The 25888-nt window shown below is 63.4% G+C and carries 34 protein-coding genes; 7 read left to right on the top strand and 27 right to left on the bottom strand.

Features of this window, described 5'->3' with window-relative positions; all coding sequences use genetic code 11:
- Nucleotides 1–95: 95 nt before the first annotated feature.
- The 4 genes from ACR42D_RS10560 to ACR42D_RS10575 are packed head-to-tail and all read right to left on the bottom strand — an operon-like array spanning nucleotide 96 to nucleotide 3719.
- On the bottom strand, nucleotides 96–443 hold the full coding sequence (locus ACR42D_RS10560; protein WP_484566771.1) for a hypothetical protein: 348 nt from the start codon (nucleotides 441–443) through the stop codon (nucleotides 96–98).
- Between the two features lie 33 nt (nucleotides 444–476).
- On the bottom strand, nucleotides 477–845 hold the full coding sequence (locus ACR42D_RS10565; RefSeq protein WP_484566772.1) for a hypothetical protein: 369 nt from the start codon (nucleotides 843–845) through the stop codon (nucleotides 477–479).
- Nucleotides 846–870: 25 nt separating this feature from the next.
- Entirely contained in the window at nucleotides 871–1176 is a 306-nt protein-coding gene (locus tag ACR42D_RS10570) for a hypothetical protein (protein WP_484566773.1), read from the bottom strand.
- A gap of 29 nt (nucleotides 1177–1205) precedes the next feature.
- Complete coding sequence (locus ACR42D_RS10575) at nucleotides 1206–3719, bottom strand: DNA methyltransferase (RefSeq protein WP_484566774.1); 2514 nt, start codon at nucleotides 3717–3719, stop codon at nucleotides 1206–1208.
- A 77-nt stretch (nucleotides 3720–3796) separates the two neighbouring features.
- Between ACR42D_RS10575 and ACR42D_RS10580 the strand changes: the two genes are divergently transcribed.
- Nucleotides 3797–4153, top strand: coding sequence for a hypothetical protein (locus ACR42D_RS10580; protein WP_484566775.1), 357 nt, complete (start codon nucleotides 3797–3799; stop codon nucleotides 4151–4153).
- Between the two features lie 53 nt (nucleotides 4154–4206).
- Here the strand turns inward: ACR42D_RS10580 and ACR42D_RS10585 are convergent, their stop codons facing one another.
- The 9 genes from ACR42D_RS10585 to ACR42D_RS10625 form a co-directional block, all read right to left on the bottom strand.
- Nucleotides 4207–4428: a hypothetical protein gene (locus tag ACR42D_RS10585; RefSeq protein ID WP_484566776.1), complete on the bottom strand. Its 222-nt coding sequence runs from the start codon at nucleotides 4426–4428 to the stop codon at nucleotides 4207–4209.
- 12 nt (nucleotides 4429–4440) lie between these two features.
- The gene (locus tag ACR42D_RS10590) at nucleotides 4441–4815 is read right to left on the bottom strand and encodes an ASCH domain-containing protein (protein ID WP_484566777.1); all 375 of its coding nucleotides are present in this window, start codon (nucleotides 4813–4815) and stop codon (nucleotides 4441–4443) included.
- Nucleotides 4816–4824: 9 nt separating this feature from the next.
- Nucleotides 4825–5037 (bottom strand): hypothetical protein, encoded by a 213-nt coding sequence (locus ACR42D_RS10595; protein WP_484566778.1) that lies wholly within the window; start codon nucleotides 5035–5037, stop codon nucleotides 4825–4827.
- 203 nt (nucleotides 5038–5240) lie between these two features.
- Nucleotides 5241–5609, bottom strand: a complete 369-nt coding sequence (locus tag ACR42D_RS10600; RefSeq protein WP_484566779.1) for a hypothetical protein — start codon at nucleotides 5607–5609, stop codon at nucleotides 5241–5243.
- Complete coding sequence (locus ACR42D_RS10605; RefSeq protein ID WP_484566780.1) at nucleotides 5606–5755, bottom strand: hypothetical protein; 150 nt, start codon at nucleotides 5753–5755, stop codon at nucleotides 5606–5608. Before ACR42D_RS10605 ends, ACR42D_RS10600 begins: the two co-directional genes overlap by 4 nt.
- Nucleotides 5756–5861: 106 nt before the next feature.
- Nucleotides 5862–6326 (bottom strand): helix-turn-helix domain-containing protein, encoded by a 465-nt coding sequence (locus tag ACR42D_RS10610; RefSeq protein WP_484566781.1) that lies wholly within the window; start codon nucleotides 6324–6326, stop codon nucleotides 5862–5864.
- A 106-nt stretch (nucleotides 6327–6432) separates the two neighbouring features.
- Nucleotides 6433–6666, bottom strand: coding sequence for a hypothetical protein (locus tag ACR42D_RS10615; protein ID WP_484566782.1), 234 nt, complete (start codon nucleotides 6664–6666; stop codon nucleotides 6433–6435).
- 26 nt (nucleotides 6667–6692) lie between these two features.
- Nucleotides 6693–7187: a phage regulatory CII family protein gene (locus ACR42D_RS10620; protein ID WP_484566783.1), complete on the bottom strand. Its 495-nt coding sequence runs from the start codon at nucleotides 7185–7187 to the stop codon at nucleotides 6693–6695.
- Between the two features lie 76 nt (nucleotides 7188–7263).
- On the bottom strand, nucleotides 7264–7551 hold the full coding sequence (locus ACR42D_RS10625; protein WP_484566784.1) for a hypothetical protein: 288 nt from the start codon (nucleotides 7549–7551) through the stop codon (nucleotides 7264–7266).
- Between the two features lie 112 nt (nucleotides 7552–7663).
- Here ACR42D_RS10625 and ACR42D_RS10630 point away from each other — a divergent pair, with 112 nt between their 5' ends.
- From ACR42D_RS10630 to ACR42D_RS10650, 5 genes are all read left to right on the top strand, one after another.
- Nucleotides 7664–8221, top strand: a complete 558-nt coding sequence (locus ACR42D_RS10630) for a helix-turn-helix domain-containing protein (protein ID WP_484566785.1) — start codon at nucleotides 7664–7666, stop codon at nucleotides 8219–8221.
- Nucleotides 8222–8419: 198 nt separating this feature from the next.
- Nucleotides 8420–9232 (top strand): hypothetical protein, encoded by an 813-nt coding sequence (locus ACR42D_RS10635; RefSeq protein WP_484566786.1) that lies wholly within the window; start codon nucleotides 8420–8422, stop codon nucleotides 9230–9232.
- Complete coding sequence (locus tag ACR42D_RS10640) at nucleotides 9229–12282, top strand: tetratricopeptide repeat protein (RefSeq protein WP_484566787.1); 3054 nt, start codon at nucleotides 9229–9231, stop codon at nucleotides 12280–12282. The genes ACR42D_RS10635 and ACR42D_RS10640 overlap by 4 nt, the downstream gene beginning before the upstream one ends.
- Before the next feature lie 185 nt (nucleotides 12283–12467).
- Nucleotides 12468–12923, top strand: coding sequence for a thermonuclease family protein (locus ACR42D_RS10645; RefSeq protein WP_484566788.1), 456 nt, complete (start codon nucleotides 12468–12470; stop codon nucleotides 12921–12923).
- Nucleotides 12924–12927: 4 nt separating this feature from the next.
- Entirely contained in the window at nucleotides 12928–13263 is a 336-nt protein-coding gene (locus ACR42D_RS10650) for an HNH endonuclease signature motif containing protein (RefSeq protein ID WP_484566789.1), read from the top strand.
- A gap of 45 nt (nucleotides 13264–13308) precedes the next feature.
- Here ACR42D_RS10650 and ACR42D_RS10655 read toward each other — a convergent pair whose 3' ends face one another.
- Genes ACR42D_RS10655 through ACR42D_RS10705 form a run of 11 tightly spaced genes read right to left on the bottom strand, consistent with a single transcriptional unit; the run spans nucleotide 13309 to nucleotide 23579 of the window.
- A complete protein-coding gene (locus ACR42D_RS10655) occupies nucleotides 13309–13515 on the bottom strand; it encodes a hypothetical protein (protein WP_371386559.1) in 207 nt (68 codons plus the stop codon).
- 32 nt (nucleotides 13516–13547) lie between these two features.
- A complete protein-coding gene (locus ACR42D_RS10660) occupies nucleotides 13548–13904 on the bottom strand; it encodes a hypothetical protein (RefSeq protein ID WP_484566790.1) in 357 nt (118 codons plus the stop codon).
- A gap of 9 nt (nucleotides 13905–13913) precedes the next feature.
- On the bottom strand, nucleotides 13914–14255 hold the full coding sequence (locus tag ACR42D_RS10665; protein ID WP_484566791.1) for a phage tail fiber protein: 342 nt from the start codon (nucleotides 14253–14255) through the stop codon (nucleotides 13914–13916).
- 2 nt (nucleotides 14256–14257) lie between these two features.
- A complete protein-coding gene (locus ACR42D_RS10670; protein WP_484566792.1) occupies nucleotides 14258–15784 on the bottom strand; it encodes a hypothetical protein in 1527 nt (508 codons plus the stop codon).
- 2 nt (nucleotides 15785–15786) lie between these two features.
- Nucleotides 15787–16131 (bottom strand): hypothetical protein, encoded by a 345-nt coding sequence (locus tag ACR42D_RS10675; protein WP_484566793.1) that lies wholly within the window; start codon nucleotides 16129–16131, stop codon nucleotides 15787–15789.
- A gap of 8 nt (nucleotides 16132–16139) precedes the next feature.
- Complete coding sequence (locus ACR42D_RS10680; protein WP_484566794.1) at nucleotides 16140–17075, bottom strand: glycine-rich domain-containing protein; 936 nt, start codon at nucleotides 17073–17075, stop codon at nucleotides 16140–16142.
- Nucleotides 17075–19810: a TipJ family phage tail tip protein gene (gpJ, locus tag ACR42D_RS10685; protein ID WP_484566795.1), complete on the bottom strand. Its 2736-nt coding sequence runs from the start codon at nucleotides 19808–19810 to the stop codon at nucleotides 17075–17077. The genes ACR42D_RS10680 and gpJ overlap by 1 nt, the downstream gene beginning before the upstream one ends.
- Complete coding sequence (locus ACR42D_RS10690) at nucleotides 19786–20211, bottom strand: NlpC/P60 family protein (protein ID WP_484566796.1); 426 nt, start codon at nucleotides 20209–20211, stop codon at nucleotides 19786–19788. Before ACR42D_RS10690 ends, gpJ begins: the two co-directional genes overlap by 25 nt.
- Nucleotides 20204–20866 carry a hypothetical protein gene (locus ACR42D_RS10695; RefSeq protein ID WP_484566797.1) on the bottom strand — a complete coding sequence of 221 codons (663 nt, stop codon included), beginning with the start codon at nucleotides 20864–20866 and terminating at the stop codon, nucleotides 20204–20206. Before ACR42D_RS10695 ends, ACR42D_RS10690 begins: the two co-directional genes overlap by 8 nt.
- Nucleotides 20866–21219 (bottom strand): hypothetical protein, encoded by a 354-nt coding sequence (locus tag ACR42D_RS10700; protein WP_484566798.1) that lies wholly within the window; start codon nucleotides 21217–21219, stop codon nucleotides 20866–20868. The genes ACR42D_RS10695 and ACR42D_RS10700 overlap by 1 nt, the downstream gene beginning before the upstream one ends.
- Nucleotides 21219–23579 carry a hypothetical protein gene (locus tag ACR42D_RS10705; RefSeq protein WP_484566799.1) on the bottom strand — a complete coding sequence of 787 codons (2361 nt, stop codon included), beginning with the start codon at nucleotides 23577–23579 and terminating at the stop codon, nucleotides 21219–21221. Before ACR42D_RS10705 ends, ACR42D_RS10700 begins: the two co-directional genes overlap by 1 nt.
- A gap of 49 nt (nucleotides 23580–23628) precedes the next feature.
- Between ACR42D_RS10705 and ACR42D_RS10710 the strand changes: the two genes are divergently transcribed.
- A complete protein-coding gene (locus ACR42D_RS10710; protein ID WP_484566800.1) occupies nucleotides 23629–23844 on the top strand; it encodes a hypothetical protein in 216 nt (71 codons plus the stop codon).
- Here ACR42D_RS10710 and ACR42D_RS10715 read toward each other — a convergent pair.
- Genes ACR42D_RS10715 through ACR42D_RS10725 form a run of 3 tightly spaced genes read right to left on the bottom strand, consistent with a single transcriptional unit; the run spans nucleotide 23804 to nucleotide 25881 of the window.
- Nucleotides 23804–24253 (bottom strand): DUF1799 domain-containing protein, encoded by a 450-nt coding sequence (locus ACR42D_RS10715; RefSeq protein ID WP_484566801.1) that lies wholly within the window; start codon nucleotides 24251–24253, stop codon nucleotides 23804–23806. The genes ACR42D_RS10710 and ACR42D_RS10715 overlap by 41 nt on opposite strands.
- Nucleotides 24136–24438, bottom strand: a complete 303-nt coding sequence (locus ACR42D_RS10720; RefSeq protein WP_484566802.1) for a hypothetical protein — start codon at nucleotides 24436–24438, stop codon at nucleotides 24136–24138. The genes ACR42D_RS10715 and ACR42D_RS10720 overlap by 118 nt, the downstream gene beginning before the upstream one ends.
- A 3-nt stretch (nucleotides 24439–24441) precedes the next feature.
- Nucleotides 24442–25881 carry a phage tail tube protein gene (locus tag ACR42D_RS10725; RefSeq protein WP_484566803.1) on the bottom strand — a complete coding sequence of 480 codons (1440 nt, stop codon included), beginning with the start codon at nucleotides 25879–25881 and terminating at the stop codon, nucleotides 24442–24444.
- Nucleotides 25882–25888: the final 7 nt, after the last annotated feature.

The following is a 25888-nucleotide window of genomic DNA, read 5'->3' on the forward strand; positions in this document are numbered from 1 at the left end:
AGTCGCTATAAATTCCCCACCACAAGCACAAAACGCTTGGACTCTGAATACCCGCACTTGGGTCTTGATCACTTCCATACTCATCACCTCGTTCCCTATTCTGCGGCCTGGAGACGGTCGATCTCGGCGGCAATCAGCGCACCGGCAATCTCAAGCTGCCGGATGCGGCTGTGTTGGCCGCGTTTGTCCCATGCGTTGGACTCACTCCCGTCCGGAAACTTGACCTTCCACGGCCAGGGGTCCTTTGCTTTCATCGAAACGGACAATTCGCCGGGTATGTGGCCTGACGTTTCCACTAGGTATAAACGGCGCGGCGTGGCGTAGCAGGCGGCGGCCATTGCCAACGATTGGTCGGTGTGCTCGGCGTCGTGTTCGGGCGTCCAGCCTTCACCATCAATCTGCCGTTGCCGTTCGTCGGCTATACGTTCAACTCCGTTCTTCATGGTTCCTCCAAGAAAATTACAGATAGTCTTGGATTAGCAGCACTCGGCCAAAGGGCAGCCGCTACAGCCATCAAACAGCCACTTCGAGTATTCGTCGAGAAGTTGGGTTGCGGGACATTCGCAGCCGCCTTCGGGTTCGTCGGCCTCCATATAGGGGCATTCGTCCCAGCCCTTTTCTTCGATGAATGTTTGAGCCGCCCGTCGGATTGTCTCAGTGATGCAATCCTTGGCCTTGGAAAGTTCGGCCTTGGCGTCACCGCGTTGCCGCTTCAAAAGCTCAATCCTGGCGGCGAAGGCGTGCGCCGTAGGCTCCATGGCCTTGGGGATGATCGCCAGCGGGGTGTTGGGGTCTTCCTTGACCCACATTGCCAAATCGTGGAAACCCGTCATTGCCAGTTTCATTTTTCACCTCTTTGCGGATAGTGCGTTATTCGCCTCGCCACTTCTTGACGGCTTCTTTGAGTGCGCGGCTATTAACCATGTTCGGGTTAATTCCTTCGACAATTTCAGTGTATGAAAGAAGGCCCGCTATATGGTGTTCCACCTCGGCCCGCTTCGTGTCGTAACGTTCACAGTCGTATAGGCTCCACTGCACGATGGGCGCGACTTCGCTGTCGCTGTAGATGCGGACATTGATTGTCTCGCATCCGGGGTCGCACTCGTCACACATGCTGTCGAACTTGCCGATACAGCCGGTCGGCTTGTGGCGGATATGTTCATTTGCTTCAAACATTGGTCACCTCACTGCTGATAGTCTTCGTTTTACGCCGCCGCTTCCTCGGCCTTGCAGAAATCAAACAGGCTCGGCGCGGTCAGGTCCTGCTCGGCGGTCCGGCAGTACTTCGCCCCGTCGGCCCAATAGTCGGCGTTCAGCTCGATACCGTAGCCGCGGCGACCGAGCTTGATAGCCCGGTACGGCACGGTCATCAGGCCGCCGAAGGGGTCGAGCACCAGCTCGCCCTTGTTCGAGTAGCGTCGGATCATCCGGTCAACGATGTCGAACTGCAGCGGACAGACGTGCATGGCCAGGTTTCGACGGCGTTGCTCGCCGTTCAGGGTGCGCATGCGGTTCACGTCGTGCCAGACGCTCGGATCGTGGCTGCCTGGGGCGATGGCCATGAACGTGGCCGGAAGCGCGCCGCGCAGCTCCAGTGCCTCGCCCACGCGCACGTGCTCCTCGTAGTCGTACACGCCCTCCAGGCTCGCCTCGGTGAAGGTCCTGGCCAGGACGTCAGGGCCGAGCATGGCCAGCTCGTCAGGAGACATGAGCCGGTCGCCGGAGCTGCGCCAGAAAGCATGCGCATCAACCTGCCAGCGGGCGCGGCTGTACTCGTCCTTGGTCTTGGTCACCGGCGTGTCCGCGTACCCCTTGGTCCGGTCAGTCTGCGGCGCGCGGAAGAGCAGGATGTACTCCGGCGAGCCAACGCCCATCTTGGAGCCGTCCTTGCACTGCTCGGTCCAGCCCAACCGGTAGGTCTGATTGTTCTCGCGCACCACGTCGGTGACCACGGTGACCATGCCCATGTAGTCGAAGCCGTGCCGCTGCGCATGGAAGATGGCTTCGGCGTGGAACGGGCTGACCGTGGGCGCGCCCTTGCCGGTCACGTTGCCGAACAGGATCCTGTCCTTGACGTGGCATGCGTAGATGCGGCCAGGGGCCAGGATGCGCAGCAACTCGGGGGTCAGGTAGTCCATCTGCGCCCAGAAGTGCGCATTGTCGTCGGTATGGCCGAAATCGTTGTAGCTCGGGGTGTACTCGTAGTGGTTGGCAAAGGGGATCGAGGTAACGATCAGGTCCACCGACCCCTCGGCCATGGCCCGGGCCTCCTCCACGCAGTCGTTGTGTACGGCCGTGAACAGCCTGCCCTTCACCTCGATGCGCTCCACGCCGATGGACCGGCGCAGCTCGCTCTCCATGTCGGCATGGGAAAGCCCGTACTTGCGGATGATCTCGCTCATCTTCTCCACCATCTCCTCGTGTTGTCGCCATTTCCGCTTGAGCGTCTCCAGAACGCGCGCTTCCGTGTCCGCATAGATGATGTGGATGTGGCACTCCCGCTCTTGCAGGAACCGATAGATGCGGTGCACGGCTTGGATGAAATCGTTGAACTTGAAGCCGATGCCCAGGAAGATGGCCATGCGGCAATGGCGCTGAAAATTGCAGCCCGATCCCGAAAGCACCGGCTTGGTGGCGAAGCGGTGTATCCGCCCCTCGCTGAAGGCCTGCACGCGCGCCTCGCGCACCTCCAGGTCCTGGGAGCCGTAGATGTCCACCACCTCGGGCAGCGCCGCCTTGATGGCGTGGCGCTCGGCCTCCTGGTCGTGCCAGATGATGCAGTGCTCGTCCGGCTCGGCCTCGATCAACTCCGCCATCTTCCCGATGCGCGCGGGCAGGCTCGCCCGCTTCTCGCGGCTGGCCGCCACCATGGACAGCGCCGCGTCCGGCACCAGCCGCACCTGCCCGTCGCGCTCCACGGTCGGGCCGGTGCCCGACTCCACCTCGTGGTAGTGCACGTGCAGCGGCGGCAGCTCGTACCCCTCGTCCGAGTATCCCAGGTCCGAGGGGCGCTGCAGGAAGATGGCCCAGGAGTTCACCCACAGCCAAAACTCCCGCTCCTTGTGCGGATACAAGGTCAGGTTGTTCGCCTTGGTCGAGTCGCGCTGGAAGAACCGGGTCAGGGCCTGGCCGGTGTCCATGATGCCCAGGAACCCGGCGTAGTGGATCAGCTCCTTGTACCGGTTCGGGCTCGGCGTGGCCGTGGCCACGAACCGGTACCGCACGTCCTCGAACAGGCTCAGAAATGTCTGGTAGGTCTTGGACCCGAACGAACGCAGCACGCTCGCCTCGTCCAGGGACACGGCGTCGAACTGGTTGGGGTCCAGCCGCCCGTCCCGCACGGACTCGTAGTTGGTGATGAACAGCCCCTCGCCCCGGACCTCCGCGTCCCGCCGCACGAACCGGTCCATGAGCGACACCCCCAGCTTCTCCGCGTCGTTCCGGAACTCCCCGCGCACCCCCAGCGGGCAGATGATCAGCTGCCGCCCGCCCTCATGCTCCCGGATCTGCCGCATGATCTCGAGCTGCATCACCGTCTTCCCCAGCCCGAACGCCGCAAAGATGCCCCGGCACCCGCCGTCCAGGCACCAACGGACGATATCCCGCTGGTGCGGCTTGAGCATCGGATGGACAGCCTCGGCCGGAACCGAAAACCCGGACTTCCGGGCCGCACACATCTTACCCTCGAGGAACTCGCCATACTGTATCTGCGTGCTCATCCTACATACTCGATTCGGTATAAATATTGCTTAGACTCTAGAGATTGTCTAAAAAATGACAAAAGGAGTTTTTTACTATGGATTTGAGAGAGTTTGTGGCCGAGTCGCTGAAACAGATCATTGATGGAGTGAAGGAAGCTCAAAACCATGCCGGTCAAAACGGGGCAAAGGTCGCCCCAATGATGCACAGAAGGGGCAGTGCTGGAAATGCACAACGCATTGACTATGTGCCTGAAGGCGGAGGGAAGTGTCAGAACATCGTATTCGATGTTGCGGTTACCGCCCAAGAGACTAGCGAGCAAGAGGGGAAGGCTGGCATCCGCATCCCCTACTTCGACTTTGGTGGAAAAATGGCAGCCGGACAAGAAAACGGAACGGTGTCGCGCATCAAGTTTGATGTTCCCATAGTGCTTCCTACCCAGAAAATTGCGTAGCTCTTGCGGCGTGGGCACGTAACCCTCGAGGAACTCGCGGTAGCCGATCATGCTTACAACCGCCCCAGCCGTTCCCGGTGCTCCCTGGCCTCGGCCAGGGTCCCGGAGAGCCACGCGTCGCGCTCGGCCTCATCGGTGTAGTTGTCCGCGGCCTCGGGGTCGCGCCCCAGCGCCATGCGGATGCCCTCGGAAGCTCCGCCCCCACCGGCGAACAGGTCGACCACGATCTCGCCGGGCTTGTCGGCGGCCCCCATCAAATCAAACAGGTCTCGCATCCGTCCCCCTCATCACCACTTGATCAGCGTGCCCTCAAAAGGCACGCCGTGCGTTTTCTCGAAAAAGTCTTTCATCTCCTCGGACGTCTCGAACCCGTCGGCCCGGGCCAGGTCCTCCAGGGGCGGGCCGTAGACCTCGTGCCCGGCCACCACGACCACCCTGCGGTTGTCGGAGAACGTCCGGTCCATGAACACCGGCAGCGCCGCCACGCACGCCGGGTCCGGATCCACCAGCTTGCGGCAGTTCGGCCCCCGCTGCCCGGTGTACAGCTGCAGCGCCTCGCCCGGCCGGGCGTGCCGCCGCTTGCCATTGGCGCGGATCGTCTGCCGCTTCTCCCCGCTCTCCACCCTTTCCGCGAACTGGCTCTTGAAATTGTACGCGACCATGACGCTCTCCTATTCCCCCGCCCCGTTGCCCGGGCCGGACGGGCCACTGGTTTCCTGCCCGGCCCGGACGTATCGAGGTGGTATGGCGTTGCCAGTTATCAGGCACAAACGCGGCCCTTCCACCTCCACGTCCGTGCGGATGCCGAATCCCCGCAGCAGCGGATCAAGCTCCTTGACCCACAGGTAGGCCGAAAGGAATGCTTTAAGAAATTGCCGAGGCATGCCCTACTCCCCCTCTTCCAAGGTCACCGGGTCGATCCGCATGTGGCATTTCCTCGCCTTGGCGCGCCGCGTGCACAGCGGCAGCCACGTAAACCGCCCATCGCCCTTCCACTCCTCGGCCCGCGCACAATCGCCTTCCCACGCCGGGCAATCCTCATCCTGGCACCGCAGCCGGTCGGGCGCGAGGTCTCTGCTCTTGAGAGTCAAGCCCCCACCTCCCGGCAGCGGAAGTTCCCCACCGGTTCTGGGCGGCGACTACGCAGGGCCGCGAAATCCACGTGCAGCCCCTCGCCGGTGCGGGAGCCCACGAACATGGCGGCCGGGGTGTCCAGCCGCAGCCACGCCGTGGGGTGCGCACCCGGCACCACGTCCACGGTCATGCCCGGCACCCGCTGCACCCACCGGGCGAACGTCGTGTAGTTGAAAAACTTGGCCGCCACGTCCAGCCGCTCCATCTCGAAAAGCTCGGCCAGCCGGGTCATCTTCACCTCGGTCTCGCGCGACCGAAACAGCCGCAGCATCACCCTGGCCAGTACCCGCTCCCGCGCCGCCTGTTTCTCCTTCAGGGTCATGGCCGCATCCTCTCGTCGGTGGGCAGCTGCCGCCGCTTCATCCCGCGCCGGAACAACCACCAATCGACCACCGCCGCCCCGGCCCAGGCCAGAGCCACCCCCAGCACGGTGATCAAGCCCGGCAATATCTCGGCGTACCATGTCATGCTCTCCTCCTCTGCTCTCCCCCGGTTCGGGAGGGCGGCCAATCCGCCCTCCCTTGCCAAAGGAGCCGAGTGCCCCGCCGGTCTCAACACCCCGGCGGGAAATTCGTTACTGTCCGCTGCTGCTGAAAACCGAATCGCCCATGGGCTCGAACTCGGGCTGACCGCCGATGGTGATGACCACGTCCGGCAACTTGCCCCGCAGCCGCCGGATCAGTTCCCCGGCGTCGAGGTTGTCCACCTCGGCCCGCACCTCGGCCTCGATCCCGGCGCGGATCTCGGCCGCGTTGACCAGCTCCCCGGCCACGTCCGAGGCCACGGCGAACTTGTGGCCGCACCCGTCGCCGTCCAGAATCCAGGCCGGGGACACGCCCGTATCGTTCCATATCCTCAGCAGCCAGTCGGACGGGATCGACCCGCGCCGCTTGGCGTCGGAGATGGACGACTGCCGCACGCCGATCTTCTCGGCCAGCTGCACCTGGGTGCGCACGCCCAGCTCTTTCATGATGCGGCCCATGCGCTCCTCGAACAGGGCGCGGTCCGCTTCGGTTACGGTCTTCGTTCTCCTGGCCATAATCTTCCTTCCTCCTCGCTCCCGGTTCGGGAGGGCGGCCCATCCGCCCTCCCTTGCACGGGGTGTTCTCGCCGGTTGTCAGGCTTTCGCTCCGGCGGAAAATTCGCTACGCCCGGTCCCCGGCGGGCACGCTGTTGTCCATCCCGCCCCTGGGCACGGAGCCGGACCCGCGCCGGTCGCGCTTGCGGGTATCCTTGATCACGCCGTCCAGGAGCACCCCTGCCACCAGCACCCGCCCCACCTCGGGCAGGTGCACCCCGGTCCTGGGGTCGGCGGCGTCCGCCACCAGCATGTCGATGCGGGCCTTGATCTCCTCAAGTTGGGTAGTCGCGTCGGGCATGGGGAACCTCCTTGTGGTGGTTGTCGTTACCGGTCGTCACCGGCGCATCCGGCCATGGGCCGCACGCCGTTGATCAGGGCCACGCCCTTGGTGATCACATCCTGGACCTCGCGGATGATCCGCTTGGCCTCGGTCCGGTCGATGCGCCGCTCGCCGTCCGGGTCCGGCTCGATGTCCTCGCGCACCTCCTCGGCCACGTCGCCCAGCTCCTTCTCCAGGTCGGTCAACGTGAGCAGCAGGTCCTGCCAGTCCATGGCCGGATGCTCGAAGCGCACCCCGCCCGCCTCGGCCTGGCACGCCAGCCAGTCGATCAGCAGGCTCGACCCGCAGGCCACGCAAAACGCGGGCGCCATGGGCAGGCTCGGCCAATACTCCTCGGCCGGGTTGAAGATGCGGCTGGCCACGGAAGGCGACCACCCCACCTCGGCGGCGATCTCGGCGGCGGGCTTGCCCGAGCCGGACACCATCTGGCTGATCACGTGGGACAGGGACATCTCGGTCAGATCGATTGGCTTTCTCATGGTGTGAAACGACTCCGGTTCACAGGTTGTCAGGGCGTGAAAAATGCGAAATAGACTCTACAGATCGAGAACCTGACTATCCGGCCTCGGCCTGGGAACGCCGGGCCTCTTCCTTCCAGCCGATCTTCGGGCCGGGAGGAATGTCCTTACCCTGGGGGAGGCAGCTTACAGGGATATGCTTGCCGGTCTCGGTCTTGAACCCCGCAAGGCTTTCACGCAGATCAACAGGGACGGTATCGGCCCGCAGAGCAGAACAAATCCGGGAGGGACTCTTGCCGCAATGATCCGCCAGCGCGCGCACCGTGACGCAGTTGTCCCGGAGCCACTGAAACAGATTGTCTTGACGGGAATTTGTGTTTTCCATAGCGTGTATCAAGGTCAAAGTTTGTGATGGTTGTTCACCCAACCTTCGCCCTACCCTTAATTCACGATTCGTGAATTTGTCAACAACAAACGTGAATTTTGCGGACAACTCAATGAAAGACACCATCAGAGATGTGACAATCAAAACGTTTAACGTAAGATTACAAGATGTTATAACAAGTCTCGGTGTGTCGAAAAAAGAGTTTGCCCAGGCGGGCGGGGTAACCCCACAGGCCTTGAGTGGGTATCTGAATGGAAGCAGGAGGCCAGATCATGAAACAATCGCGAAGTGGATTCGCGCTTTCAACATTAACGCCAACTACCTGCTGATTTATCGCGGCACCATGTTCCGGTCTGCGGTCGAAAACGAGCACCCCATGGACCTGGAGGCCCCGGGCGAAGAGATGAACCCGCCCCGGGCAGCCGTTATCGGCACTACCCTTGGCCCCGTGGCCGAGCGCGTGGACGGCATCGAGCGGGCCTCCAAAGGGCTGGCACTGACTGACCTCCTGCCGTATGTGATCAAGATCCTGCGCACCTGGTATCAGGAAGAAGCCGAGAAAATGCCCGGCGACCAGGCCCTGGAGCCGGAAGGAGTGCGCTACGCCCAGGAAACCAACCAACCGAACGGCCCGCCAAGGCCTGCGGGAGACAAACACACCAGGGACTAGACGAGGCTGGAGGTGGAGTCCGGCCAGAATATGCTTACTGGGTGCAATAGAACTGACTATCTTTGACTTGTTTGGGATTATCCAATGCACTGACACAGCCGCAACCAGAGTGAACGGATGAGCAAAACCACGAACTGCCCCGCATGTGACGGCTTGGTGTCCACGGCAGCCCCGACGTGCCCGCACTGCGGACACCCCATGACGGAACCCGAGCAGGAAGTCCGCCAGAAACAGCCTGCGGAAAAGGTTGCCCCACCCAAAACGTCGACAAAATTCCTTTGGGTTTTGATCTTCATGGTGGTCGCCGCTGTTTGGATGGTCCGCCAAAGGGAGGAACCAATCACGCAGGCGAAGTCCAGACCTGCCGCAGTGGAGACGCAGAAATCAGCCGAGAAGCAACATGCCGAGCAGGAAGAACACCTTCAGGCACAGGTTGAATTCGCAGCGGTCAAAAAAGAGGTGATGGACACGCTGGTCAAACTCAGAAAATCCAAAGACTGGATTCAGGCCAAACGTATTGCCGCCAAATATTCAGACGTGGATGATGCCGATTTCAAAGGATTGGTAAACAAGATCCAGGCGGACGAGGATTACCTGTGGGTCAAGAAACTCCCAGCCAGCAAGATCGAGGCGAATTACAACGGCTACAAAGCACTGGTTGCCCTGGCCCCTGACAACGCGCTGTATAAACAGAAGATGGAGCACTACGGGAAAATGGTGCGCAAGCGAATGGCGTTCATCTCAACCTTGGGGCCGAAACCGACCGCGTCTGCTTGGGATGGACATTATTACGAAGTCGAGCGGTATCTCAAATCCCGGCTCAAAGACCCGGGCAGTCTCGAATGGAACGGCTGCACGGAGGTGTATACCAACAACCTTGGTTGGCTGGTAGGCTGCCAATACCGTGCGAAAAACAGTTTCGGCGGCTATGTCATCGAACAGTACTGGTTCACAATAAAAAATGGCCGCGTCGTCAAGATGGAACCGGCCTCAACGTATACATTCCAATGAACAAATCTACCCTCACCACGGCCATGCTCCTCCTGGTCCTGCTGCTTCCTGTCCCCGTCCGGGCGAACCAGCCCGCGCCTGCCGCGTCCATGGCTCCGGCCGTCGATGCCCGCGATGTCATCCAGGACTACCGCATGGACCAGCTCGAAAAGCGTATCGACACCCTGCACGATTCAAACCAGATTGATGTCGCGGCCGCCGAGCGATGGGTAGCCGCACAGCGCTTCTACCTGAATTCGGTCATCGCCCTTTTCACGGTCATCCTGACCATCTTTGCAATCGGCATCCCTGTGGTGCTGTATATCTATGACAAAAAAGTCAAGGAGCAGCAGGCCAAATCCAAGACTGAAATCAACGAGGTCATTGCACGGGCCAAGACAGAGTCTGAACAAGCCCTGAAAAATCTCAAATACATCGAAACCAAATGCAACACATACCTCACAGATATCGAAAAAAGCAGAGACACGGCCACCGCACACGTCCGCGAAACCGAGGCAATCCTTGCCGGTGCGGCTAAGGATGTCAGCTCGGGCAAAAAAATAACCGAGGAAACCCGCGAGAAAGTGGATTCTGTCAAACAGGACAAAAACGCCGCCCCCCTAAACCGCCTCAAGGCCGAAGCCATCGACGCCATGACAACCGAGAATTGGGATAAAGCCCTGGATATATGGCGGGCCATTGTTCAGCTGAATCCTTCTGTCGAGTCGCACTTCCAGGCGGCCTACTGCGCAACTCAAGCTGCCCGAGAATGCACAGACGACGCCGAAGAACGCAGACTGTTGGAAGAGGCGATCGAAAAGTACAAGCGGGCAACAGACATCGACCCGAAACTAGCACAGGCGTTCTCCAACTGGGGAACCGCTCTTTCCGACCTGACCAAACTCGCCCAGGACAACGCAGAACGGCGCGGACTGTTGGAAAAGGCGATCGAAAAGTACAAGCGGGCAACAGACATCGACCCGAAACTTGCAGGGGCGTTCTACAACTGGGGAACCGCTCTTGCCGACCTCGCTGAACTCGCCCAGGACGATGCCGAACGGCGCGGGCTGTGGGAAGAGGCGACCGAAAAGTGCAAGCGGGCAACAGACATCGACCCCAAACTTGCACAGGCGTTCTCCAACTGGGGAGCCGCTCTTGTCGCCCTGGCTAAACTCGTCCAGGACGACGCAGAACGGCGCGGACTGTTGGAAAAGGCGATCGAAAAGTACAAGCGGGCAACAGACATCGACCCGAATTATGCACAGGCGTTCTCCAACTGGGGAGCCGCTCTTGCCGACCTGGCTAAACTCGTCCAGGACGGCCCAGAACGGCGCGGACTGTTGGAAAAGGCGATCGAAAAGTACAAGCGGGCAACAGACATTGACCCGAATTATGCACAGGCGTTCTCCAACCGGGGAGCCGCTCTTGCCGCCCTGGCTAAACTCGCCCAGGACGACGCAGAACGGCGCGGGCTGTGGGAAGAGGCGATCGAAAAGTGCAAGCGGGCAACAGACATCGACCCGAATTATGCAGGGGCGTTCTCCAACTGGGGAGCCGCTCTTGCCGACCTGGCTAAACTCGTCCAGGACGACGCCGAACGGCGCGGACTGTTGGAAAAGGCGATCGAAAAGTACAAGCGGGCAACAGACATCGACCCGAATTATGCACAGGCGTTCTCCAACCGGGGAGCCGCTCTTGCCGACCTGGCTAAACTCGTCCAGGACGACCCAGAACGGCGCGGACTGTTGGAAGAGGCGATCGAAAAGTACAAGCGGGCAACAGACATCGACCCGAATTATGCACAGGCGTTCTCCAACCGGGGAGCCGCTCTTGCCGACCTGGCCAAACTCGCCCAGGACGACGCCGAACGGCGCGGGCTGTTGGAAGAGGCGATCGAAAAGTGCAAGCGGGCAACAGACATCGACCCGAATTATGCAGGGGCGTTCTCCAACTGGGGAACCGCTCTTTCCGACCTGGCCAAACTCGCCCAGGACGACGCCGAACGGCGCGGGCTGTTGGAAGAGGCGATCGAAAAGTGCAAGCGGGCAACAGACATCGACCCGAAACTTGCAGGGGCGTTCTCCAACTGGGGAACCGCTCTTGCCGACCTCGCTGAACTCGTCCAGGACGATGCCGAACGGCGCGGGCTGTGGGAAGAGGCGATCGAAAAGCACAAGCGGGCAACAGACATCAACCCGAAACTTGCACAGGCGTTCTCCAACTGGGGAGCCGCTCTTGCCGACTTGGCTAAACTCGTCCAGGACGACGCCGAACGGCGCGGGCTGTTGGAAGAGGCGATCGAAAAGCACAAGCGGGCAACAGACATCGACCCGAAACTTGCAGGGGCGTTCTCCAACTGGGGAACCGCTCTTGCCGACCTGGCCAAACTCGCCCAGGACGACGCCGAACGGCGCGGGCTGTTGGAAGAGGCGATCGAAAAGCACAAGCGGGCAACAGACATCGACCCGAAACTTGCAGGGGCGTTCTCCAACTGGGGAACCGCTCTTGCCGACCTCGCTGAACTCGTCCAGGACGATGCCGAACGGCGCGGGCTGTGGGAAGAGGCGATCGAAAAGCACAAGCGGGCAACAAACATCGACCCGAAACTTGCACAGGCGTTCTCCAACTGGGGAGCCGCTCGTGCCGACCTGGCTAAACTCGTCCAGGACGACGCAGAACGGCGCGGGCTGTGGGAAGAGGCGATCGAAAAGTACAAGCGGGCAACAGACATCGACCCGAAATTTGCAGAGGCGTTCTCCAACTGGGGAGTCGCCCTTTCCGCCCTGGCCGAACTCGTCCAGAACGACGCAGAACGGCGCGGGCTGTTGGAAGAGGCGATCGAAAAGTACAAGCGGGCAACAGACATCGACCCAAAGCTCGGCTATATATTGTTCAACTGGGCCTGCGCTCTGGTCCGGCTGGGTGACGAGGGCTGGGTGGAAAAGCTCCACACGGCCTTGCCTCTCCTCTCCCAGAGGGATCTCGCCTGGGCCTTGGACGATGACGATTTCGCCAGCGTCAAACATACCCCGGAATTCAAGAATCTTGTAGCCAAATATCGTAACCGATGAGAATCCGCACCCTCAACCAACAGAGCAAACCTATATTGCCATTAATGCCGGGAGCTCCTGGATAAACACCGTCGCTCCATCCAAAGAAGAGGAGAACAAGGACTTCGCATGAGCGCTGGCGGGATTGTCTGCTTCTGGAGGGAATGCCATCAAGCCTTTGAGTTACTTCAAGGAGCACTACAGATATGCCCACCCGTATCCTAGCCCTTATCCTCTTCCTCGCCCTGGCCCTGCCCGCCCTGGCCGGGGACGTCACCCTGCTCGAACCCGGCGACAGGATCGTCGCCCAGGTCCTGGCCGTGACCGACGGCGATTCGCTGGTGGTGGAGGTGCGCGGCCTGCGCATGGCCGTACGCCTGGCCGGGGTGGACTGCCCGGAGTGGAACGCCCCGGGCGGCAAGGCGGCCACGGCCTTCACCTCCGAGTGGGTTGACCGCGGCCGGACCGTGATCCTGGAGGCCGCCCAGGACTGCTACACCAAACGCCCGGACTGTTGGGACCGGTACGGCCGCCTCCTGGCGTTCGTCTGGCGAGACGGCCACCTCCTCCAGGAGGACCTGATCCACACCGGCCACGCCGAGATCAAATACATCAAGGAGCACGACAAACACTATGCGCGGTTGCAGACCGCAAAGGAGTGAAGCCATGGGATTAGGCCTTACAGTATTCAACAGGACCATTCTGGGCGAATCGTTTTCTGAAGACATCAAACGCGCTGTCTGGGCAAAAGGGGAATACGCCCCAGGCTGGGATTATGATCAATACAGGCTCGATGCCTGCGGGGCGCTGATTTGCTGGGATGATTATGGCATCACAGATGACAAGGGCAACGGATGGGAGATCGACCACATTCAACCGGTATCCCGTGGGGGGAGTGACGAACTGAGCAACCTTCAGCCCCTTCAATGGCAGAACAACAGACGGAAAGGGAATCAGTATCCGATATCCCCAAACAGCTACAAGGCCGTCTGGTACGAATAAGCGAACAAGAGAAAGCCCCCGTCGCCGGGGGCTTTTTTATGCTCATCACCAGCCGCGCCTGCGGCGAGTGGCCAGGTGCGCCTCGTGCCGCCGGTTGAACTCGGCGGCGGCCGCGTCAGCAAAGCGGCGGGCCATGCCCTGGATATCGGGGTCGGGCGGGAACACGGCCACGGTCCGGCCGGTCAGGTTGTCCCGGACCACGGCCCCGTCCGCGCCGTCGCGCCGGGCCTGGAATCGCTGCGGGCTGCTCATGCGGGCACTGTACCCGCAGCGGCGGGCGAGGTCTAGACCAGCACCGCTGAGCTGGGCCGGATCCTGACCATCAACCTCGACTCCTTGGTGGCCGGATCGATGATGTCCACGCCCGTGGGCAGATTGTTGACCGTGTCCTTGACCTTGCACTCGTGGTAGTATTCGCCCGCCAGGTCCGCCGTGTCCTCCGGGGACAGCTGGAAGCCGACCGTGTGGCCGCTGCTCACGGTCCCGGTCCTGGTCACCAGCGGGGGACCGCCCTCGCTGGCCGCTATCACGTAGACGAAAGCCGCGCCGGTCAGGTCCGAAGCCTCGCCGTCGGTGGTCACCTCCAGCTCGACGAAACACCCGGTCCCGGCCCGCAGATCGTAGGCGTATTCGATGACCATGGTCACCCCCTACGCGGGATCGTTGTTCAGATCGAGCGAGCCGGAGATACCGGTCACGGTAAAGTCGGCGGGGTCGGTCTTGGTGGAGCTGAGCGCGCCGTACGCCAGCATGTTCCCGGCGGTCGCGGCGTCGAACAGCGCCCAATGGGTGGCCTGATCGCCCCCGGCCACGGTCAGCTGGGGATTGTTCGACAGCGCCCGCGCGCCGTTGGCGGCCGCCGCGTAGGTCGCGGCCACGCGCGCCGCGCTCACCTCGATGCCGGTGTCCGCCGGGTCACCGTCGAACAGGGACGCATACAGGGACGTGTGGGCATTCAACATGGCGTTCTTCGCTACAGTGGTCCAGGGCATGATCAATCTCCTATGTTGCCGGTTAACGTGATGACCAGCCGCCGATCCCCGGCCAGCTGGAAATTGAGGCGACGGTCGCCCGCCAGACGGATGACCTCGCGGATCACGGCGGTGTCGCCCTCGATGTAAAGGGTTGCGCTGCCTCCGCCGGACACGGCCAGGGCCTCGAAGAATCCGACCACGGCCGTCAGCTCGGCCGCACCGCCGCCGGAGATGGACAGGACGTCCTTGAATCCGATCCGGGCCGTGAGCGATGCGCTCCCGCCGCCCGAGACGGCCAGCCCGGCCCGGACCCCGACCCGGTCCAACAGCTCCGCGCCGCCCCCGCCGGACGCGGCCAGGCTGTCCAGAAAGCCGACCTGCGCGGCCAGCTCGGCCGCTCCGCCTCCGGTCGCGGAAAGCGCGGCCAGATAGCCGAGCCGGGCCATGAGGGATGCGCTCCCGCCGCCGGACACGGACAGGCCTTCGTCGAAGTTGACGGGCGTGGATCCGCCGGACTCGATATCGGCGTACATCGAGAACCGATATCCCGCGACCTGGATATCGGCCCACGGATCGGCGTATGATCCCCGGAACGCTCCGTTGGTGTACGAGTCGTAAATCTGCATGACGGCCGTGTTGGTGCCCACGGCCATGAAATACTCATGCGCATCCGTCAGCGAAATGGACAGCCCGGTGGCCGACCGGAAAACGAACGAACTGTTGCCCGCGTAGACAGACTCGTTCGCCACCCGGGAATTGTCCGCCGCGTCGAACACGCCGACGTTGAGACTGCCGGACGAGTATGTCCGCAGCCCCATGTGGATGGCCGTGATCGTATCGCCGGAGGCGGCGGTGTACAAATCAGCCGCGAGGTTGGCGCGGTACGCGGAGGACGCGGCCAGGGCGGACGCGCCCATGGAACTGTAGCCGATGGTCGGGTCCAGCGTGACCGGATAGGCGGCGTTGTCCATCCACGCCGGGTCGATGCCGATGGTCATCTCCCCGTCAGAAATGTCGAGCGTGCCGTAAGTCGTATCGCCGTTGGCGTCCTGGAACTCCGGCCGATAGACGTGGGCGAACTTGCCGGTGCCGTAGCCGTTGTGCATGCGGTCCATGTAAATGGCGTAGGACCCGATCACGTCGTCGGGCCGCTCGTGCCCGGCCGCGATCTCAGCGGGGGTCAACGGCGGCTGCCGGTGGTAGCTGAGATTGCCGGAATCCTTGAGGCCGAACGCCCAGGCATACACGCCCGGATGTTCGACAAACTCGACGTCCCACTTGAGGCGGTCGCCGTAAATATGAAAGATATCCCCGCTCGGCGTGGCCAGCGTCTCGCCGTCGAACGTCTCGCCGGCGGCGGCCGTGGCATCGGTCCGGTTGATGTTCAGCCACGCGACCTCGATCCCGCCGACCTCCAGCGACAGGTTGGCGTTGGGCACCACCACCCCGGGCCAGCGCTCGTCGCTGCCGCCGATGACGGTACGCAGGTCGCGGTCAGGCGCGACCAGGATGTACTCGGAGGTGTTGCGCAGGGTCAGTCCGGTCATCACTACTCCTGGCTCTCCAGCGCGGCCAGCTCGGCCCGCAGCGTGGCGGCCTGGGATTCCAGCGCGACCAGCTTGTCGGTGTCGTCCGTGGTGGCCGTCCCGGCGGCCACGGCCCGCAACGGCCGCACAGCGGCCATGTCCAGCGCGGCCAATTCCGCCTTGACGTCATCAGCCGTCCGCGCCGGGATGGGTGCCGGGCCGAACGATTCGCCGTCCCAGGCCATGCCCGTTGTCACCGTCCCGTCGCACGGCACACAGGCGGCGACGAACCCATCGGCGTACAGCCCGGTCAGGTCCTCAACATCGATGATTTGAGCGACGACGCCATTTTTTACGTAGGCAAACATACTCCCTCCTATCCGAGCCAAATGATGGTCATGCGGCCGTCACTGCCGGGGCCGCCGTTGTACACATAGGGTGTATGGGTACCGCCTCCAGCTCCCCCACACCCATGACCGTTGGCTGCCGCTCCCGTATATTCAGTCCCTTTCGCGACAGTCCCTTCTTTCCACGGGGCAGCCCCATCGCCGCCTTTATAGTTGCCCGAGCCCTCACTCGTCACTCCAGCCCCAGGGGCGCTTTGAATGCCGGAGCTTAACTTATATCCATCCGTTCCGATCACAGGATCGCCGTTCACTCCTGCGGGGGAACCGGGGGTACATGTCCCGCCTTCGGCGGTGAGATACGATCCGAAGGAAGTGGCCCCCCCATTGTTGTTGGCCGCCCCGCCTACACCGATGGTACAGGTGATTTCGTCACCTGGAGTTAAATTGACAGCCAGGCCGAGCAGGTGCTCTCCACATCCACCCCCACCACCAGAATTCCAATAAGTGTAGCTGATGTATGCATTAGCACCGCCCGCACCCGCCCCCACCAAATCCACCAGCGCGGCCTTAGCCCCGGCGGGAACCGTCACGGTCTGAGAGGCCGTGAGTTCGGTGACGCCGATAACCCCAGCTCCACCGTCAACCCAGCCAGGAAGGCCCGACACCGCTCCGAGGATTTTGCCGTCGGCTCCGACGGGCAGCCTGGCGAGCACGCCGTCCTCACCACGGAAAAGCAGGTCTCCGGTGGCCTCGAACGGCAGCTGGACGCCGACCTCCTTCCACGTCGGCGTCACGGCCGTGAGCTGCCACAGGGACTTGTCGTCGAGCTGCAGGGCGAACTTGTACAGGTCGGTGGAAACATAGTCGCCGGAGGCCTCTCGCTGTGCCGCATTCGCGAACTCAAACGAATGCGGCACATGGACTTGCCTGCCTTTGAAACTGCGGTGGAGGGTCGATTCACTCATTAGGTCACCTCGTAGAAATTGCTTTCGGTTTCGCCGATGTATTCCGTGGCCGGCTGTTCCACGCCGTCGATGATCTCGGTGACCATCTCGTACACGCCGCTGATGTCGCCCAGGGTGTAGTCCACCTGGATGGCCTGGCCGCCGCCCGGGGTGTAGTCCGCGGACACGGCGAAATCGTAGATGAAGCCGACCTCCAGGTTGGAGACCGGGAAAGACGGATCGTGCGTCGTGCCGATCCTGGTCCAGGCGGTGACGCCCACGCGCCGCTGAAAGACCTGCCACTGGGTGGCATGGCCGCGCCACGACAGGGTGACGCGGGTCTTGTACAACCCGTCCTCGTGGGCCGGGTGCACCCTGGCCCGCAGCCCCCGGACCGGGTCCAGGTCCACCGGCGCGGCCGGGATGGTCGTGGGCGTGCCCCCGGCCCAAACCACCGCGTTGTATTCCAGGGCGTGGATGGTCCGCGTCCACTTGGTGTCGCGGGAGATGCTGAACACCCGGGCCAGCATCTTGCCCTGCTCCACGTCGTACACGTCGCACACGGCCGAGCGCATGGGCTGGTGGTCCCAGGGGTCGACCAAACTAATCTCGCGCGTGGTCACGGCCTCCTCGGCGGCGGGGTTCACGATGACCCCCTCGTCGATCTGCTCCAACCGCGTCTCGATGTTCATGATGTGCGTGTGCTTGACGATGATCTTGTAGCTGCGCCCGGGCTCGAAGGTGATGTCCCGGTTGATCAGCGCGCCCGACGGGGTGGCCGAGGCGATGCGCCCGCCCTGTCCCCACTTCATCTTGTCGTGGAAGGACTGGATCACGTCGCCCACTTTGCAGCCGATGGCCTCCACGCGCATCTTCTTGGTCAGGGTGCGGGTCAGCCAGCGGTTGCAGTTGAGCATCAGCCGGGCGAAGGACTCGGCCGCCTCGTAGGTCCCGCAGGCCCGCAGGGTGTACTTCTTGACGTTGGGCACCCGCCCGGTGATCTGGCCGTAGTGCGGGCCCAGGAACATGGCCACCTTGCGCACCCCGTCCGGAAAGTAGGTGATCTCGATGGCGTCCGCCTTGTCCTGCACCGGCAGGTACTCGATGCCGAAGGACCCCCGGACGATGTTCGACACCGTGGACACCAGGCTCTGCTCCGGCAGCTCCACAGGCATGTCCACGTTGCACCCCACCTGCGTGCCGTACTGCACCACGGTGAACCGGCCGAACAGGCCGATCTCCTCGAACGCGTTGCCCGAGGCCATCTCGGAGTCGAAGTAGATGTTGCACTCCTGCCCGAGGGTGTCGTTCCAGTCGGCGGCCCGCTTGAAGTCGGCGTAGCGGATGCGGGTGTGCGGCCAGCCCACCCCGTAGCGCGGGTGGCGGATCTGGTCGTACACGATCCACCCGGCGTTCTTGGCCGACTTCTTGGTCCAGGCCGCCAGGTCCTCGTCGTAGACGTCCAGCTCCAACCGGCGCGGGGTGCAGCTGACCACGAACCGGTTGCCGGACAGCTGGTCCGTGGCCATGGCCTCGATGGACAGCTGGGCCGTGAACGGCAACCGGAAATCGTCGCTCACGATCTCATGGTAATACTCCAGGTACATCTCGTTGTTGATCGTGTCGCTGGACTCCGGCTCCTCGGCAAAGGAGACCTGGATCTCGTACTGCCCGGACGGCAGCCCGGACTTGCGGAAATAGCGGTTGAGCTGGGAGCGCTGCGCCCCGGAAATCACCTCGTCGCCCCACAGCGTCCACTCGGTCTCGCCCACCAGGCGGTACTCCAGGCGCACGGTCACCGACGTGGTGGTCAGCTCGGTGGTGAACTTGGCCATGCCCGACCGGGCGCACAGCCCAACGCCCAGGGCGTCGAGGTTGCCGCCCTCGCAGGTGATGACGATGGGCGAGTCGAAGCTGATCTTGGACCCCACGGCGGTCTCGAAAATGGAATCGTTGAAGGCCGGGATGGGCGCCTGGTCCACGGTCCCGGGCCGCCAATCCCAGGTCACCTCCGAGAAGTTGGACAGCGGCTGGTCGTTGATCTTGAGGTCCTGCGGCTCCAGCTGCTCGCCCTCGCCCAGCAGGTACAGCAGGTTCAGGTACTGCTTGTCTCCGTCGGTGCGGATGTACCGGCTGGCCAGGAACGGCTTGATGTTCTTGGGCTCGCCGTAGACCACGGGCAGGACCCGGCCGTTCTGCGTCGGGTTGGTCTCCGCGTTCCACCCGTAGGTCGGGGACTCCTCCCATCCGGTCTTGCCCACGCCGATGGACGGCATGTCCGGACGGCCCCCGCCGAGCACGGCGTTGACCGCGTAGCCGCCGACCATGGTAATGCCGCCGGCGATGATGGCGGTCGTGGTCGGGTACGTTATGCCGGCTATCGTCGCGCCCAATGCCGTGGTGTTGGTGGTAAACAGCCCGGCGGTGATATACGGAGCATAGTACTGCCCGATCATCATGAAGCCCAGCGCTGCGATGGCGGCCAACGGATTCTTGCCCCCGCCCCCGCCGCCCAGGGGGATGACCTTGAACAGGATAAAGTCGTTCGGCTGGACCACGTAGGCCAGCTGCTCAAAGGGGCTCAGGAGGTTGCCGTTGACCGACACGGCCAGCTCGGTCTCCCGCATCAGCTCCACGGTGTGCGGCAGGTAGTCGCGCACCTTCCGGCCCGCGTGCCACCACTCGCGGCAGGTCGGTTCGCCGTGCGGGTCGATGATGTTGAGGATGGTCTTTACCGAGACGTACTGCCGTTCCACCGTCGATACTCCAGGATAAACCGTTTCCAGGGGCGCTCGTTCACCGCGTCGAGATTGACCCCGGCCTCGTCACGCATGTGCAGCATCTTGCCGCTTCCCACGTACACGCCGTAGTGGTTGCAGGCCTCGGGCGCGTCCGGGTGCGTGCGCATGACCACCAGGCACGGGGCGACCGGTTCGGCCAGCAGCTCCCAGCGCCCGCTGTTGCGCTCGTTCTCGTAGACCGCATGGTTGCCGCCCGCGTCCCAGCAGTCCCGGGCAAAGTCGGGCACGGCCACGCCGAACCGGTCGAACACGGCCATGACCAGCCCCCAGCAATCGAACTGGTGGTAGCCGCCGACCACCTGGCCCCGGCCGCCGTTGCGGAACTGCGCCGCCTGCAGGTCGAGCAGATCAGGCAACAAGGGTCGCCCCCCTCTCCACCATGGCGTAGCCGCCGAAGTTGATGGTGTTGCCCCAGGTCTCCCGGCAGGCGGTCAGGGTGTGGTTGCACTGGCTCACGTAGGGGCACTCGTAGTAGTCGCCCAGCCCGTTGGAGTCCCGGTACGGAATCCAGGTGCAGAAATCGCGGTAGATCTTGCGGCGCGGGAACGTCGCCTTGAAAATGTCCTGGGCCCCGGCCTTGAACAGGACCCAACGCATGGGCGGCGGGATGGAGATGCCCGCGTCCTCGAACCAGTACTCCACCTCCGGCTCGGTCTGGTGCAGCAGGTTGGAGTTCACGCCGATCAGCCGCGCGTCGCAGGGCTCGTGCCCGTGCTCCTTGCGCCAGGCGTCCAGCTCCTCCACGTGGCTTACCAGCGCGCCGGTGGCGTTGGAGTTGGACAGCCGGAAGGTGAACTTGCGGTTCTCGTGCTTGTTCGTCTCCTCGATGTCGTCGAACTCGAACTCCAGCCCATGCCACCAGACCCCGGACCCGGTGGGCCACTCGATATCCTCGGTGTTGCGGGCGATGCGGATGTCCTCGCCGCTGGGCAGCAGGACCTCCAGCAGCCAGATGTACGAGCTGGTCGAATACTGGACGTTGCGTTCCTGAATGGATTCCAGGCTTGGCATCAGACGTCCTCCCTTCTGATGGTCATGGTCACGCTGAACATGTCGGGGTACTTGCCGTTCTCGTCGTAGGGGATGCCCTTGCCGATGAAACGGTACTCGCGGGCCTCCTTCCAGGACGGATGGAGCAGGGTGAATTTTGCGGCGCGCACCGTCTTGCGGAAGGTGAGCAGCGCGTCCAGGTCGGCCCGGGGCAGCTTGCCCCAGGTCCAGACCTCGGGGTTCTCCCGGGGCGCGGTGAACTCCGGGCGGCCGCCGCCGTCGCCGGACTCGAACTCGTCCTCGAGGAAGGGATCGTAGGGACCGCCGTAGCTGATGCGGGACGGGGCCTTGATGGTCGGGAAGACGAACGCCATCAGAACTGCCCTCCCTGCAGCAGGGTCGCCACGCCTCGCCGGTTCTCCTCCAGCCCTTTGAGGAAGCAGTCGATGACCAGATCGGTCTCATCGAACCGCGCCGAGTAGCTGCCCATGTCCATGGGCTGGCCGCCCTGGTTGTAGATGTTGATCTTCACGTCGCGGATGCCGCCCTGCCCGCCGCCCAGGCCGGACACGGTGACCGGGATCGTGCGCCCGTCGGGCAGGGGCACGTGCGCCTCCACCGGGATGGCCCCCTCGGAGACCATGGCCAGCTGCGGGCCGTAGGAGATGCCGCCGGTGTCGAACCCGGCGATCTTCTTGAAGAACGATCCCCCGAAATCCATAATCCCATTCATCAACGGCTCGGAAATCCAGGTGTTCATGGCCTTGCGCTGGAGGCTGACCAGGAAGTTGCCGAAGTTGACCTCCTGCATCATCAGGGCGTCGGTGATGACGTTCGCCGCCTGCCGGGTGGAGGACTGCCAGACGTCCGCCGTTTTCTCGGCCACGGACTGGGAGGTCTCGCCCATCCGCTCCATGGCCAGCTCGAAGCCGTCGGCCATGGAATCGGAGGACTCGAGCATCCGGATGTGCGCCTCCTTGATGCCCCGGCTCATCTCCTCGGCGGTGCGGCGGGCGTCCTCGCGCTGGGCTTCGTTGATCTCCGCGATGCGGTCGGCCCGGCTCTGCTCGATGCCGACGGTCTCCCGCCCGGCCGCCTCGGCCCGCTTGACCAGATCGTCGTAGTACCGCTGGGCCTCGCGGCGCTGCGCCTCGTACCGCCCCAGCGTGGCCCGCTCGATCTCGGCGGTCAGGTCCCGCTGGGCCTGGGCCGCCTGCTCGGCCTTCTGTTGGTTCTGCTTGGCCTCCTCTTCGGCGATGGAGGCCAGGGACAACCGCCGCCGCTCCCCGGCCTGGGCGACCAGCTCCTCGCTCTTGCCCGCGATCTCCAGATCCTTCTGGTAGGTCCGCTCGGCCTCGGCCCGGGCAAAGGCGAACTGGTCCATGGTCAGCCGCTTGATCTCCCTGTTCAGGCTCTCCTGCAGCTTGAGCTGCTGGTCGGTCATGGGCGTGGCCGGGGCGGACGGCTCGTACCACGGCTGAGGATGCGCGCCGGAGTAATCCCTGTTCCTGAGATCGACGGACGCCTCGGGCGGTCTCGCCATGAGCAGCGACTTCGGTACACTCCCTTGCCTGGCCGCCTCGAGCACCGCCTTGTAGTCCTCGGTGATCTCGCCGGAGAAATTCCGCTTTCCGGACAGGACATCCGGCACAGTCCCCCACATGAACTCGCGGTAGGCCTTGTCGGCGCTTCCGCCGGGGAGCAAATCGCTGAACGACGACTTCTTGTATCCCTTGGGATCGGGCAACAGCAGCCCCATCCTCTTGGCCGCCGCCTCCATGCCCTTCTCCAGTTCGTCCGTGCCGCGCTTGATGACGTACAGAGCCGCGATGATCTTCCCCGGTCCGGCGCCGAACAGCCGGTATCCGATGTAGCCGAGCCCCGCGGTCTGAAGAAGACCGCCCTCTGCGGAACCCGCCACAATTCCGTTGAAACTCTTTACGTTTTCTATGATCTTCCGGACATAGCCGGGCACGTCCTGGGTGAGCAGCTCCCGGTTTGCCCGCACCCACTCGAAGGTGCTGTTGGCCAGTTCGATGATGTCGGGCGACAGCTCGGCCAGGGTGGACCTGAGGCGGGCCTGGAGCAGTATCTCCATCTTGGTGAGTTGGTCGTTCGCCTTCTCCGAACTGCGAACCAAGCGCTCATCGATAACCAGGCCCAGCTCGTGGGCCTCGCGCCGCATGCCCTTCAACCCCTCGGACCCGCCGCGCAGCATGTTGACCAGGGCCGCGCCCTCGGAGTCGAACAGCTTGAAGGCGATGCGCAGCGCCTCCTGGTCGGACTCGGCATTCTTGATCACCTCGGACCAGTCGCCCAGCAGATCGATGTTGGAGCGCATGGACCCGTCCGCGTTGCGCAGCTCCACGCCGTACTGCTTGGACGTCTTGAGCAGTTCGCCCTGGCCCTGGGACACCTCGCCCAGCCGCCGGGAGAACCGTTGCATGCCCATGTCCAGCTGGGCCTGGGCCACCCCGGCCAGGTTGGCCGCGTAGCGCAGCTCCTGGAGCTGGTCCGTGGTCAGGCCGACCTTGTCCGCCACCTTGCCGATCCGGTCCGTGGCCTCGATGGACTGCCGGACCATGGCCGCCATCCCGGCCACCGCCCCGCCCATCAGGGCGTTGCGCATGCTGAAAAGCTCGTTGGTCAGGTTGCGGCTGACCAAACCAATCCGGCGCATGGTGCCGGTGGCCATATCCTTGGCGGATACGATGATCTGGGTATTCACGCTCACGATCAGCTCGCTTATTGACTTTTGATATTCCTTGACCTATTTAAAAATTATGAAGCCCGTACGACCTGATGATGACTACCGACTCCAGCAGATGCGCGATCCGAGGCTGTACGAACCTCCAACAGCCAAGGACTTTCTCGGCGCGTCCCTTGATGCTGCCGGAAAGGGTGCCAAGGCCGGAGTCGGCGCAATCGAGCAGATCATCAAGTTCATCTTCTGGGCCGTCATCTTCCTGGCCGCTTTGAAGCTTCTGCTTTTCGCTTGATCTCCTCCTCTTCCATCCGCTCCCGCTGCCGTTCCAGCTCGGCCTGCTCCAGGGCCCGCATCTTGGCGAACGTGCGCGGGGTGTAGTCCACCGGGGGCAGCAGCATGGCGGCGGTCTCGCGGATCACCGAATAGTCCAGGCCGATGACCCCGAAGCCCGACGACCGCCACTGCGTGGACATCCCACGCCACAGCCGCCAGGCCCCGGCGTTCTCGGGCCACAGCGCCGGGCCCTGCGAGTTCTCGCACCCCTCGCACTCCGAGCCGGAACCGCCGCACGTCCGGCAGTAATCTATTCGGTCCGGGTCGGTTCGCCATCCCCAGACCTCATGAAGTTTTTTATTTCGCTCCCCAACGAGAAGGTGGAGGTGGTGATCATCGAGTACAGGGTGTTCACCTTGCGGTTGCACACCTTGAGCTGGTCGTAGACATCCGGGCCGTAGGCCGTCTCGATGACCCACTGCGCCAGCTCCATCCCCTTTTCCGGGTCGCTCGCGGTCTCGGCCTCGCGCCGCAGATATTCCTTGGCATCGTCCACGCCGAGAGTCCGGCAGTCATCCGGGGTCTTGGGCATTTCAAACTTTTTCACGGCCATGCTCTATTCCTCCCAGGTCTTGATCTCGTTCTGCAGGGTGACCACGATGGCCGATCCGGCCGCGCCGGTGTCGTAGAACGCGCGGTAGCCGAACTCCTCCTTGATCCCCTTGGGGCCGGAGATGCCGGGCGTCTTGCGCTCGATCTCGGTCTCTTCCATGGACACGGTCAGGCCGTAGCCGCCCTTGTACCAGCCGAACGCCAGGGGGGTGCGGACCTGGGACTCGGCCCGGTCCAGGAACCGGGTGGAGGTGAACAGGCCGGAGATGTTGCCGGACAGTTGCATGATGCCCTCGGGCAGGGCCACACGGCGGCCGCCGGAGCCGATGGTGTACTGGTCGTCGCCCGTGTCCAGGTCGGCGTTGATGCTCAGGGTCACGGAGGAGAACCGGTTGGTGATGGTCTCACCGTCATCCACCACCCGCGCGTCCCCCTGGCTGAAACGCACCAGCGGGAACTGCACGGGAATGTCGTTGTCGTGAGCATCAAACGCGGTGGAGCTTTTCTCCTCGTCCACTCCGGTCAGGGACAGGTTCACGCCCACCACGCCGGAGCCGCCCGCGGACAGCTCGGCGGACCCCACCTTGAGGCCGTAGGCGTGCAGGTACAGCGGCAGGTCCGGGAACCGCTTCTCGGCGGTCATGGACGGCATCTCGAAGCCCAGGGAATCGTCGATGGCGTAGACGTGCCGGTAAAACAGGCAGTCGGCGGTCTCGTCCCCGTTCAAGGTCTCGGCCGCGTAGGTCGCGGTGACCGCGATCACGCTCGCCGTAGAGCCCCGCTTGACCGTGTAGGTCGCGTCGTAGTTCGCGGTGCCGGCCACGGTGATCTCCGCGCCCACGGGCAGGCCGTGGCCCGCGCAGGGCAGCCCCACCAGCCCGCCGCCCAGGTCGGTGACCGGTGCCGCGTCGAGGGTAGCGCGCCGCGTCGGAGTCGCGGTGTCCGAGCTGGCCAGCAGCTCGCTCACGTAGGTGGCGCTGATGACCAGCTGATTGGCCGAGGTCTCCGGGGCCAGGACGTGGTACCCGTCGTAGTTGGTGGTGCCGGAGATGACCACCGGCGCGGACGGCTCCAGGCCGTGCGCGGTGGCGGGCAGCCCCACCTTGCCGCTGCCGAGGTCGACGGCGTTGTCATCGTCCAGGTTCACCGCCCCCACCGCCGTGGTGGTCGGCGCGCCGAACAGCGCCTTGAGCCACAGGCCGATGGCGTGGGCGTCCACCGGTACGGTGGCCGAGCCGGATTCGTCGATGTTGCCGCGCACCGGGGCCGTGGGGTTGCGGGTGCCGCGAATCAGCGGATCATCCTCCAGGGCCTGGCTGGCGCTCGGCTCGAAGTTGTTGAACGGGACCAGGTACGGTTTCCTGGACCCGGCCGCGTTGATCACGCCGAAGGCATCCTCGAAGCCGATCAGGGCCTTGCCCTTGAAGCCTTTAGCCTGTGTCATGGTGTCC

This window comes from Pseudodesulfovibrio sp. lm2024 (assembly GCF_051175575.1).
GTDB lineage: Bacteria > Desulfobacterota > Desulfovibrionia > Desulfovibrionales > Desulfovibrionaceae > Pseudodesulfovibrio > Pseudodesulfovibrio caledoniensis.

Bases quoted from the DNA above. Each gene is read 5' to 3' on its own strand.
- ACR42D_RS10650 (WP_484566789.1), top strand. From the start codon at position 12,928: ATGGGATTAGGCCTTACAGTATTCAACAGGACCATTCTGGGCGAATCG.
- ACR42D_RS10655 (WP_371386559.1), bottom strand. From the start codon at position 13,515: ATGAGCAGCCCGCAGCGATTCCAGGCCCGGCGCGACGGCGCGGACGGG.
- ACR42D_RS10635 (WP_484566786.1), top strand. From the start codon at position 8,420: ATGACGGAACCCGAGCAGGAAGTCCGCCAGAAACAGCCTGCGGAAAAG.
- ACR42D_RS10575 (WP_484566774.1), bottom strand. From the start codon at position 3,719: ATGAGCACGCAGATACAGTATGGCGAGTTCCTCGAGGGTAAGATGTGT.
- ACR42D_RS10675 (WP_484566793.1), bottom strand. From the start codon at position 16,131: ATGTTTGCCTACGTAAAAAATGGCGTCGTCGCTCAAATCATCGATGTT.
- ACR42D_RS10585 (WP_484566776.1), bottom strand. From the start codon at position 4,428: ATGCGAGACCTGTTTGATTTGATGGGGGCCGCCGACAAGCCCGGCGAG.
- ACR42D_RS10615 (WP_484566782.1), bottom strand. From the start codon at position 6,666: ATGCCCGACGCGACTACCCAACTTGAGGAGATCAAGGCCCGCATCGAC.
- ACR42D_RS10610 (WP_484566781.1), bottom strand. From the start codon at position 6,326: ATGGCCAGGAGAACGAAGACCGTAACCGAAGCGGACCGCGCCCTGTTC.
- ACR42D_RS10560 (WP_484566771.1), bottom strand. From the start codon at position 443: ATGAAGAACGGAGTTGAACGTATAGCCGACGAACGGCAACGGCAGATT.
- ACR42D_RS10600 (WP_484566779.1), bottom strand. From the start codon at position 5,609: ATGACCCTGAAGGAGAAACAGGCGGCGCGGGAGCGGGTACTGGCCAGG.
- ACR42D_RS10670 (WP_484566792.1), bottom strand. From the start codon at position 15,784: ATGACCGGACTGACCCTGCGCAACACCTCCGAGTACATCCTGGTCGCG.
- ACR42D_RS10700 (WP_484566798.1), bottom strand. From the start codon at position 21,219: ATGGCGTTCGTCTTCCCGACCATCAAGGCCCCGTCCCGCATCAGCTAC.
- ACR42D_RS10645 (WP_484566788.1), top strand. From the start codon at position 12,468: ATGCCCACCCGTATCCTAGCCCTTATCCTCTTCCTCGCCCTGGCCCTG.
- ACR42D_RS10565 (WP_484566772.1), bottom strand. From the start codon at position 845: ATGAAACTGGCAATGACGGGTTTCCACGATTTGGCAATGTGGGTCAAG.
- ACR42D_RS10620 (WP_484566783.1), bottom strand. From the start codon at position 7,187: ATGAGAAAGCCAATCGATCTGACCGAGATGTCCCTGTCCCACGTGATC.
- ACR42D_RS10580 (WP_484566775.1), top strand. From the start codon at position 3,797: ATGGATTTGAGAGAGTTTGTGGCCGAGTCGCTGAAACAGATCATTGAT.
- ACR42D_RS10590 (WP_484566777.1), bottom strand. From the start codon at position 4,815: ATGGTCGCGTACAATTTCAAGAGCCAGTTCGCGGAAAGGGTGGAGAGC.
- ACR42D_RS10710 (WP_484566800.1), top strand. From the start codon at position 23,629: ATGAAGCCCGTACGACCTGATGATGACTACCGACTCCAGCAGATGCGC.
- ACR42D_RS10570 (WP_484566773.1), bottom strand. From the start codon at position 1,176: ATGTTTGAAGCAAATGAACATATCCGCCACAAGCCGACCGGCTGTATC.
- ACR42D_RS10595 (WP_484566778.1), bottom strand. From the start codon at position 5,037: ATGCCTCGGCAATTTCTTAAAGCATTCCTTTCGGCCTACCTGTGGGTC.
- ACR42D_RS10665 (WP_484566791.1), bottom strand. From the start codon at position 14,255: ATGCCCTGGACCACTGTAGCGAAGAACGCCATGTTGAATGCCCACACG.
- ACR42D_RS10640 (WP_484566787.1), top strand. From the start codon at position 9,229: ATGAACAAATCTACCCTCACCACGGCCATGCTCCTCCTGGTCCTGCTG.
- ACR42D_RS10680 (WP_484566794.1), bottom strand. From the start codon at position 17,075: ATGAGTGAATCGACCCTCCACCGCAGTTTCAAAGGCAGGCAAGTCCAT.
- ACR42D_RS10605 (WP_484566780.1), bottom strand. From the start codon at position 5,755: ATGACATGGTACGCCGAGATATTGCCGGGCTTGATCACCGTGCTGGGG.
- ACR42D_RS10630 (WP_484566785.1), top strand. From the start codon at position 7,664: ATGAAAGACACCATCAGAGATGTGACAATCAAAACGTTTAACGTAAGA.
- ACR42D_RS10725 (WP_484566803.1), bottom strand. From the start codon at position 25,881: ATGACACAGGCTAAAGGCTTCAAGGGCAAGGCCCTGATCGGCTTCGAG.
- ACR42D_RS10720 (WP_484566802.1), bottom strand. From the start codon at position 24,438: ATGGCCGTGAAAAAGTTTGAAATGCCCAAGACCCCGGATGACTGCCGG.
- ACR42D_RS10625 (WP_484566784.1), bottom strand. From the start codon at position 7,551: ATGGAAAACACAAATTCCCGTCAAGACAATCTGTTTCAGTGGCTCCGG.
- ACR42D_RS10695 (WP_484566797.1), bottom strand. From the start codon at position 20,866: ATGCCAAGCCTGGAATCCATTCAGGAACGCAACGTCCAGTATTCGACC.
- ACR42D_RS10660 (WP_484566790.1), bottom strand. From the start codon at position 13,904: ATGGTCATCGAATACGCCTACGATCTGCGGGCCGGGACCGGGTGTTTC.